The organism is Nostoc sp. CHAB 5836, from assembly GCF_020829445.1.
Taxonomy (GTDB): domain Bacteria; phylum Cyanobacteriota; class Cyanobacteriia; order Cyanobacteriales; family Nostocaceae; genus Nostoc.
Genome location: NZ_JAIVFV010000232.1, coordinates 1 through 9,084 on the forward strand (window position 1 = coordinate 1; position 9,084 = coordinate 9,084).

The following is a 9,084-nucleotide window of genomic DNA, read 5'->3' on the forward strand; positions in this document are numbered from 1 at the left end:
GCTCAAGTCTACTGAAGTAGACTAAAGATTGTTGAGGAATTTAGTCATCTTTTAGATGACTTCAGCTATTAGCAAGGAACTTCAGTTCCTTGCAAGACAGCAGTTTTACGTTAAGTTGACACCAATGGCGAGACGCCCACCCCACAATAAGTAGTTGAGTATTTTTTTATTTGTCAGTCCCTTACCTGTTTACCACTTCTTATCTGATTTCTTTTCTCTATATTTTATGGATTCAAATCCAGCATTGTGTGCTGCGATCGCCAATCATCTGATCACCAGTCCGCAGCAGCGAATTAATTTCGCCCAATTCATGGAGATGGCATTATACCACCCTGAGCATGGCTACTATTCCAGCGATGCAGTCCAAATTGGCTTTCAGGGTGGTGATTTTTTTACCTCTCCCAACCTCTGTTCTGACTTTGGTGAGTTACTAGCAGAACAATTTTTGCAGATGTGGAAGATTTTAGGAAAACCTGTACCCTTTTCTTTGGTAGAAATGGGAGCAGGTCACGGACTGCTAGCTTTACACATCCTTAAATATCATCAACTACATTACCCAGATTTTTTTACGGCGCTGGAGTACATCATTGTTGAAAAGTCGCCAACTTTAAGACAAGAACAGCAGCAACGCTTGCAAGATTTCCCTGTAAATTGGTGCAATTTAGAGGAGATACCACCAAATGCGATCGCGGGTTGCTTTTTTTCTAACGAGTTAGTAGATGCTTTCCCCGTCCATCAATTCATCCTAGAAACAGGGAAACTCCGAGAAATTTATGTAACTACAGATCAGAATGAGAAAGAAACCAATGCCCCATACCCATCATTTGTAGAAGTCACAGGGGAACCTTCAACACCCCAACTAGCTGAATATTTGGATTTACTGGGAATCGACTTAACCCAAAGTGTATATCCAGATGGCTACCGTAGTGAAATTAATTTAGCTGCTCTAGACTGGTTGAGTATAGTAGCAGACCGCTTGCAGCGTGGCTATGTGTTAACAATTGATTATGGCTACCCCGCCAGTCGTTACTATAATCCCAGGCGATCGCAAGGAACACTACAGTGCTATTACCATCATCGTTTCCATAACAACCCCTATATTAATATTGGGCGACAAGATATCACTGCCCATGTTGACTTTACGGCTTTGGAGTGCTGGGGCGAGAAGTACAATTTAAAGAATGTTGGTTTTATCCAGCAGGGATTATTTTTGATGGCCCTGGGGTTAGGCGATCGGATTGCAGCCCTTTCCGATCAAAAGCAACCCCTCTCGCAGTTACTACAGCGACGGGACGCACTACACCAACTGATAGATCCCACAGGACTCGGCAACTTTGGAGTCTTAATTCAGAGCAAAGGTCTGGATAAAACAGAAATGTCTCAAACACTAAAAGGATTGACCCTGCCAGAGTAAACGTCAATTTGAAAAGTTAAAACTCTATTTAAGAATGCAGTATCACTCTTATTTAGACTAGCATAACAGTGATTACTGTAAAGTTAAACACACTACCAAAGTAATAATTATGTCCACTCATGACCTGCTAATGCTAGTAACCTTACTTACTCCTGGTATTTTACTTTCAGTCATAATTATGGCGACTTTTGCTGCTGGGGGCTAATGACCAGAGATGTTAGTCACTAGTTCCGTGAACAGTTATCAGTATTTAGCGATAACTGATCAGGACTATTTCATTCTAGACATAAACCACCCGGAACTTCAGTTCCGGGCTCATAGCTAAAGTACGTTTTAACGGACTTAGGACTTACGCAAGTGTCACAAAAAATAAAAGCTTTTAGTTTGTAGTAAGGGCTTCAGCCCTGATTTTGAGGACTTTAATCCTCACTACAAACTCAAAATAATATGCCAGTTGCGTAAGTCCTAGGACTATAATCCAATACAGTTCAGTTAAGCATTTCTTTATTCTCTTTCTTCTCTTTCTTTGCGTCCAACTCTTACGAGACGCACTCGCGTTGGCGTCCTTCTCCCAAGGGGAGACGCTACGCGATGGCGGTTCGTTAAAAAATTGACTTTGGCAAAGAGTTTTAGCCTTAACTGAACTGTATTGGACGATAATCTTTTCTCAGTCGTCTAAAGACGACTTTCGCTATTAGACTTAGAATTAATTCTGAGGCGGGCTAGATGAGAATGAAATAGCCCTGGATAACTGATATTAAAATCAAATGATGGAAACGCAATGTCTACAACAGGCTGTGACTCTCGTTGCGCTAAAGCGTCTACCCTTCTCCCACTCGTGAGAGGCTAGCGCCAAGAGAGAAGACTGGCAAACACTGCGCTATCGGTGACCCTGTACCAAAGGAACGTAAAAAATGAAGGTGGCATTTCTGGGAACCGGACTGATGGGGCTACCAATGGCTCAAAGATTATTAGCCGCAGATATACAGCTAGTTGCCTACAATCGTACCCCAGAAAAATTAGCACCACTACAAGCGGCTGGGGCTGAAATTGCTACACATCCCCGCCACGCCATTCGTGCTGCTGAGTGCGTGATTCTCATGCTGACTAATGCCTCAGCCATTTATAATGTGTTGCTTTCAGATACTGCTTGGCAAACTTTGGAAGGGCGCACAATTATCCAAATGGGAACAATTACCCCCACAGAAAGCCAGGAAATTAGAGATGCAGTTGTTGCGGGTGGTGGCGAGTATTTAGAAGCACCAGTATTAGGAAGTATCCCGGAAGCAAAAGCTGGCAAGTTGAGTGTTATGGTAGGAGCCGAGCCAGACCAATATCAACGCCATTTAAAGTTACTCCAAAATTTTGGTACAGAACCTTTACTTATAGGCCCTGTGGGAACTGCGGCGGCGCTAAAATTGGCACTCAATCAGCTAATAGCTTCTCTAACAACTAGCTTTGCTCTGAGTCTGGCTTTTGTCCAGCGTCAGGGTGTAGATGTCGATGTGTTTATGCAAATATTACGGGACAGTCCACTCTACGCACCTACCTTTGACAAAAAGCTACAACGGATGTTGGATGGCAATTATGCTGATCCCAATTTCCCCACAAAACACTTGCTTAAGGATACAGAATTGTTTATCTCGGAAGCGAAATCTCAGAATTTGGATCTAAGCAGTATTAAAGGAGTGCGGCAAATCTTGCAAACAGCCGTGAAAATGTCATTTGCTGATGATGATTACTCATCACTATTTTCTGTAATTAAGGAATGGGGAGAAGCGATCGGGGAATAAACTAGGAATTAAGCATCATACATATGTAGTATAACAAATTTGGGATGCTCCCTCTTTGGGCGATTGTTATTACACATTCCGCACGTAGTTTTATAGCACGCAAGTATAGCGGTTCTCAATTCAGTGAGGTACAAGAACCCCACCCCCAACCCGCTCCCCGCAAGCAAAGAGGGGGCTTTCGATGTACCTCATGTGATTAGGAAACGCTATATTACAGATTTGGGGCTAATTGTAGTTGAATAGCGATCGCTTTGCTATTTTGCTGACGTGAGTTTGACAAGTCTTATTTGACCTCTCCCCCAGCCCTTCTCCGAAGCGGAGAGGGGAGCAAAAAGCTTAATTTTTCGTTGCTCCTCCCTTTCCGTTTCCCAGAGGGAGGCTGGGAGGGAGAGGTTCATCGAACTCACCTTTTGCTGGTGCTACGGCCGAAATTGACAAGCCCTCATCCCACAGTAGTTTTCTTCTCTGCTATATGTGTATTTAAAAACATCTTTAATTCTCGTCCACAGGGTATAAGTTTTTCTTTATACACGAAAAAGTACTTGAGAATTTTGCTTACTCAAGCACTTTTCCGTAAAAGCTTATACCAACTCACTTGTTTGATGCAACATTGGAAATCTGCAAAACTCTATTAGGAGCGAGGATTGCGAGGATAACTTGTAACAAACATATCGTGAAATGGTATCACTCCTTGCACTAACTAAGAATATCTCTTTTGTAAGAATACCAGGGATCTCGTGAGTGACAGTTTATGAACTGAACACTAGTTAAAAACGACTCACCATGAATTGTGACTAACCATACTAAGCACAATTGTAGCAATTTTGTAAGTATAGTATAAAAACTTCATGAGCATTGCTGTGCCACTACGAGTAGAGGCGGACGAAAGCCTGTATAACCCCGAATGACCTTCGCCAAGGCTTAAGTTAACACCTATGAAAATAGCCACTCCCCTACGAGCAAACGCCTTAACCTGGCATCTAGGTGTGTGGTAAGATTGCCTAAAGCAGACGTTTGATCTGAGTTGGAGTTTCGTATAAATTGCAAAAGTCAAACAATTTTGGATTTGAGATTGGCGATCGCCTAGCGTTAGCGAGTCTGTGAGCGTCTTTTAGATTGACTCCACCGATTTTTGGGTTACAGTTTGGGGATTTTAGGTTTGAGAGCAGGCATAGCGGCCTTCCTTGAAGCGAAAAACCAACTCCCAAATCCCAAATCCCAAATTGCCACGGTCGAGGTGACCGATCATTAACTCCCATGATACTTTTCCTATAGATTTGGAAAATACAAGTACGTTGGTACCAAAAAAGTCAAGTATGTTACGAAACGTAAATAAGCTTAAAATCTTTACTAATGACCAATGACAAAGGACAAATGACAGCCTTAGCCAGTTAACTTTAATTGCGCCAACCTACTTACAACAAGACTGGTGACAAACTGAGTGTAATTTGTAAATGAATATTTAGAATTTGCTACCAGACTTAACCAACTTCCCACAATTTTGACTTTTATTTGACTTTAGGATACACACATGAACGATAAGCTGATGCTAATGATTCCAGGCCCAACCCCGGTGCCAGAAGCTGCCTTACTGGCATTAGCCAAGCATCCCATTGGACACCGCACCAGTGAATTTAGCAATATATTGGCAGAGGTGACGGAAAATCTCAAGTGGCTGCACCAAACTCAAAGTGATGTGCTGACGCTGAATGTTAGTGGTACGGGTGCTGTAGAAGCCGGAATAATTAATTTTCTCTCTCCAGGCGATCGCATTTTAGTTGGCTCTAATGGGAAGTTTGGCGAACGCTGGGTAGAAGTTGGTCAAGCCTACGGTTTAAATGTAGAAGAAGTTAAGGTGGAATGGGGAAAACCCTTAGATCCAAATGCATTTGCCGAAAAACTCCAAGCAGATACCCAAAAGCAAATCAAAGCTGTAATCATTACCCACAGCGAAACCTCGACGGGTGTGTTAAATGACTTAGAAACCATCAACCGCCATGTGAAAGAACACGGTGAAGCTTTAATTATCGTTGATGCAGTCACTAGCTTGGGTGCGTTCAATCTACCTGTTGATACTTGGGGCTTGGATATAGTCGCCTCTGGTTCCCAAAAAGGTTATATGATTCCACCGGGATTGGGTTTTGTCTCTGTCAGCCCCAAAGCTTGGGAAGCTTACAAAATTGCGAAGCTACCGAAATATTATTTGGACTTAGGCAAATATCGCAAAGCCACAGCCAAAAATACAACTCCATTTACTCCCCCTGTGAACTTGATTGTAGCGCTGCACACGACGTTGCGAATCATGAAAGAGGAAGGCTTGGAATCAATATTTGCTCGACACGAACGGCTCAAGAATGCTACCCGCGCCGCCATTCAAGGGTTAAATTTACCCCTGTTTGCAGCAGATAGTTCTGCTAGTCCGGCGATTACAGCTGTAGCACCACAGGGAATTGAACCGGATAAGATTCGGTCATTGATGAAAAAACGCTTTGATATTGCCCTAGCAGGTGGTCAAGACCATTTGAGTAACAAAATTTTCCGTATTGGTCACTTGGGTTTTGTGAGCGATCGCGATATCCTCAGCTGTATAGCATCCTTAGAAGTTACCTTAACAGAGCTTGGCTACGAAGACTTTACCCCTGGATCTGGTGTAGCAGCAGCAGTTAAAGTGTTCACTCAGTCCTGAGTCAATGTTCTTGGCTTAAGAGCCTATTTATAAAGTAAATATTAAGTAGGGTGTGTTACGGCTGTATAGGAATTTGAGGGTTTGAGAAAGTCTAATTTAGCCGCAGGGCACCATATATCCAGGTGCCGTACTTTCAGCTTTAACGCACCCGACAATTTAAGGTTTACTTTATAAATGCTCTCTAAAGCTTGATCCTGCCTAACCCTCTTTAAAAAGAGGTAATGAAACAGCTCTACCTGAAAAAAGGGGGTTGAGGGGATCTTCAGGGGCCAAATATCACTAATCCAAGCGTATTGAGTCCTAAGTACCGAGTCTTGAGTATGATTTTTACTCATTACTCAGCATTAATTTGTCTACTATGAACAGCTCAGAGGCTAGGACGATTGGGTTTCTTCTCTACGAGACGCTACGCAAACATTTTGAATTTTGAATTTCTCACCTATGCCGTCTCCAGCCAATCATAAATTTTTTCTAACTGCTCTAGAGTAATCAACCCATACTGCCAAAGAATCATTGCCAAAAGACCTGGATCTTGCTCTCGATGGCGAAGCGCCACCGCCAGTGATGCTGTGGAAATTGCCAAATCTTCTTGCAAAAAATGAATCAGTCGAGAATATTTTGATGGTGACATTTGTATCTCACCTCCTTGTGCAGAATGTATTGTCATATATTAGTTCACCATTGCTCGGTAGCCACTAGCCAGTATTTCATCTGTCACTGTGCCGTTATCGGTTATACACCCCAGCACGGTTTTTCTGATCTGCCTTCAACACAGGCCTCTCATCTGCTCAATTTGAAAGCAGCATTATACTTAGTTAAATTGGCCCCATGTTGTTTACTTTGTGCTTTATTTAATTACATATGTCGTAACAAAGATTCCATAGCCCATACTCTCTGATTGGCGACCATTTACACTTACGCCCAAGGGAGTATTTTTGTAACCAAACCTTAAGACCGCGATTTCAGGTTGGAGACAGTAGAATTTTATATCATTACCACAGTTTTTAAATAGTAGCGTTACAGATGACTTTTTTGCCACAATACGTGACATTTTTTACAAAAAAAACATAGATTTCGATAGTATCGGCTCTGAACAGAGCAACCATTCAAATCTTTATCCCCGCAAAGCACGGAAGTCTCAAAACTCAATTTTGACAAGATCGCCTACTTTTAAATTCAATTCGGCAGATCTTCCAGAGCGAAGTTCAATCACCTGATCGATTGGTGTATTGGGGCCATAAGTAGGACAAGGCTCACTTGCACAAGGAGGTGCAGCAGCTTGAATATATTTAACTACACCTTTATGTAAAAATACCATGTCCAAGGGCACAGGTACATTCTTCATCCAGAAGCTGACTGGTTGTGCTGAAGGGAACTCAAACAGCATCCCCCGGTCATCTGGCAAAGCTGATCGATACATCAATCCCATTGCTTGCTGTTGTGGGGTCTGTGCTACCTCTAATTGAATCGTTGTGCCATTAGGAACAATGGCTTTAGCAGAAATTGGTAGTGTTTGACCTAAACTTTGTGGCGCTGGAGTTTGAGAAGCAGGCGTGAGGCTGGGAGGTTTAGCTGTTGTTGGCACAGAACAGCTGATCAAAAAAATACTCAGCAACATTGAGAGCAAACTTAGCCGACGAGTCATATAGTTTTTTTATTTTGTAATTTAGACTTCAATTTTATAGAATTTAAGCTAGAAAACCCACGGTTTTTATTCGTGGTGAATTGAGGGTTGAAATTTAAACGCATAGGCGCCTCTCTACGAGACGCTGCGCGAACGCCTTCCCGCAGGGTAGGGGCGCAAAGGGAAGCGCATAGGCGCTTCGCCTTCCCGTAGGGTAGGAACGCAAAGAGAATTCGCTACGAATTTATGAAATATTGTACTAAGTCCTGTAATAGACAGTTTGCTCTGAGCAACTTGCGAAAGCTAGGCAAACTTCTGTCAGAGTATAGTAGTAAGTACGTTGGTGCAAAAAAACTCAAGTATGTTACGAAACGTAAATAAGCTTAAAACCCTTACTAATGACAAATGACAAATGACGAATGACAAGTGACAGCCTTAGCCAGTTAACTTTAATTGCGCCAACCTACTTTCTAGGATTCTCTTAAAACGTACCCTACGCCACGCACTGTTTGAATGAGGCGTTTTTGACCTTCATCTTCGATTTTTAACCGCAAGTAACGGATGTACACTTCAATTACATTCGACTCACCCAGAAAGTCGTAACCCCAAACATTTTCCAGAATTTGTTCGCGGGTTAACACCTCACGAGGATGTTCCATTAAGAATTTTAAGAGTTCAAATTCCTTCATTGTCAAGTCAATTGCTCGTCCGCTATGTATAGCACGGCGAGTTGCTATGTCTAAAATTAAATCCCCAAAGCGTAATTGCTCGGTGGTATCGACATCGGGTTTTAAGTAGAGGCGAATCAACTTCAAAAAATCTTCTGAGCGGTAAGGCTTGAGGATGTAATCATCTGCTCCAGCTTCTAGACAAGCTACGCGATCATCGACTGTATCCCTTGCCATTAAGATCAATACAGGCGATCGCAAACCAGTGCTTCTCAGATTTTTGCACAATGAGAGTCCTGATTCTCCTGCTAGCATCCGGTCTAAAACAATTAAAGCAGGTTGGCGATCGCGACAGTGTTGCAAACCACTCGTTGCATCATGAGCCAAAATTGATTCATAGCCAGCTTCTAGCAAGTCGCAAGAAACCTGATTTGCTAGGCTTTCATCGGTTTCAATCACCAGAACACAGGGACTTTGAGCAACTGTCATAACAATTTGGGATATTGGATTTGGGATTGTCAAGATATTCCAAAGAAAATCTTGACATCAGTTATAAAGTGCAATTATGAGTTTTTAGTGATGGAGCAATCCTGATTTGACGCGCTGCTAAGGATCTTTTAGCACGTTCAGGTGTCAGCCATCGAATTGTCCGATGCAATCTTAATAACTAACTCCAAATACCATCCCTACACACTAAGTAAGTCGGTGAAAATAAATCAAACTATGTGACGAAACGTAAACAGGCTTGAAACCCTTACCAAGGAGGAATGACTAAGGACAAATGACAGCCATCACCAGTTATCTTTAATTGCGCCGACCTACTTACAGCATTTCATACATTCGTCATCAATTGAGCGACCTACTGGGAACGCTTTGAGAAACGCGATAATGCTATGAAC

General features: G+C 42.4%; 6 protein-coding genes. 3 read left to right on the plus strand and 3 right to left on the minus strand.

The features are described from left to right. Positions 1 to 226 precede the first annotated feature (226 nt). The 3 genes from LC605_RS28975 to LC605_RS28985 all read left to right on the plus strand — a co-directional run bounded on the left by LC605_RS28975 (position 227) and on the right by LC605_RS28985 (position 5,893). Positions 227 to 1,414 (plus strand): class I SAM-dependent methyltransferase, encoded by a 1,188-nt coding sequence (locus tag LC605_RS28975; protein ID WP_229550900.1) that lies wholly within the window; start codon positions 227 to 229, stop codon positions 1,412 to 1,414. 914 nt (positions 1,415 to 2,328) lie between these two features. Then, positions 2,329 to 3,207, plus strand: a complete 879-nt coding sequence (locus tag LC605_RS28980; RefSeq protein WP_229550901.1) for an NAD(P)-dependent oxidoreductase — start codon at positions 2,329 to 2,331, stop codon at positions 3,205 to 3,207. 1,531 nt (positions 3,208 to 4,738) lie between these two features. Then, entirely contained in the window at positions 4,739 to 5,893 is a 1,155-nt protein-coding gene (locus tag LC605_RS28985) for an alanine--glyoxylate aminotransferase family protein (RefSeq protein WP_229550902.1), read from the plus strand. Positions 5,894 to 6,332: 439 nt separating this feature from the next. On the opposite strand, the gene LC605_RS28990 is transcribed toward LC605_RS28985, so the two are convergent. From LC605_RS28990 to nblR, 3 genes are all read right to left on the minus strand, one after another. Then, a complete protein-coding gene (locus LC605_RS28990; RefSeq protein WP_229550903.1) occupies positions 6,333 to 6,560 on the minus strand; it encodes a DUF2949 domain-containing protein in 228 nt (75 codons plus the stop codon). A 471-nt stretch (positions 6,561 to 7,031) separates the two neighbouring features. Continuing rightward, positions 7,032 to 7,538 carry a DUF192 domain-containing protein gene (locus LC605_RS28995; protein WP_229550904.1) on the minus strand — a complete coding sequence of 169 codons (507 nt, stop codon included), beginning with the start codon at positions 7,536 to 7,538 and terminating at the stop codon, positions 7,032 to 7,034. Between the two features lie 449 nt (positions 7,539 to 7,987). Further along, a complete protein-coding gene (gene nblR / locus LC605_RS29000; RefSeq protein WP_229550905.1) occupies positions 7,988 to 8,674 on the minus strand; it encodes a response regulator transcription factor NblR in 687 nt (228 codons plus the stop codon). Positions 8,675 to 9,084 lie beyond the last annotated feature (410 nt).

Bases quoted from the DNA above. Each gene is read 5' to 3' on its own strand.
- LC605_RS28975 (WP_229550900.1), top strand. From the start codon at position 227: ATGGATTCAAATCCAGCATTGTGTGCTGCGATCGCCAATCATCTGATC.
- LC605_RS28980 (WP_229550901.1), top strand. From the start codon at position 2,329: ATGAAGGTGGCATTTCTGGGAACCGGACTGATGGGGCTACCAATGGCT.
- nblR (WP_229550905.1), bottom strand. From the start codon at position 8,674: ATGACAGTTGCTCAAAGTCCCTGTGTTCTGGTGATTGAAACCGATGAA.
- LC605_RS28985 (WP_229550902.1), top strand. From the start codon at position 4,739: ATGAACGATAAGCTGATGCTAATGATTCCAGGCCCAACCCCGGTGCCA.
- LC605_RS28995 (WP_229550904.1), bottom strand. From the start codon at position 7,538: ATGACTCGTCGGCTAAGTTTGCTCTCAATGTTGCTGAGTATTTTTTTG.
- LC605_RS28990 (WP_229550903.1), bottom strand. From the start codon at position 6,560: ATGACAATACATTCTGCACAAGGAGGTGAGATACAAATGTCACCATCA.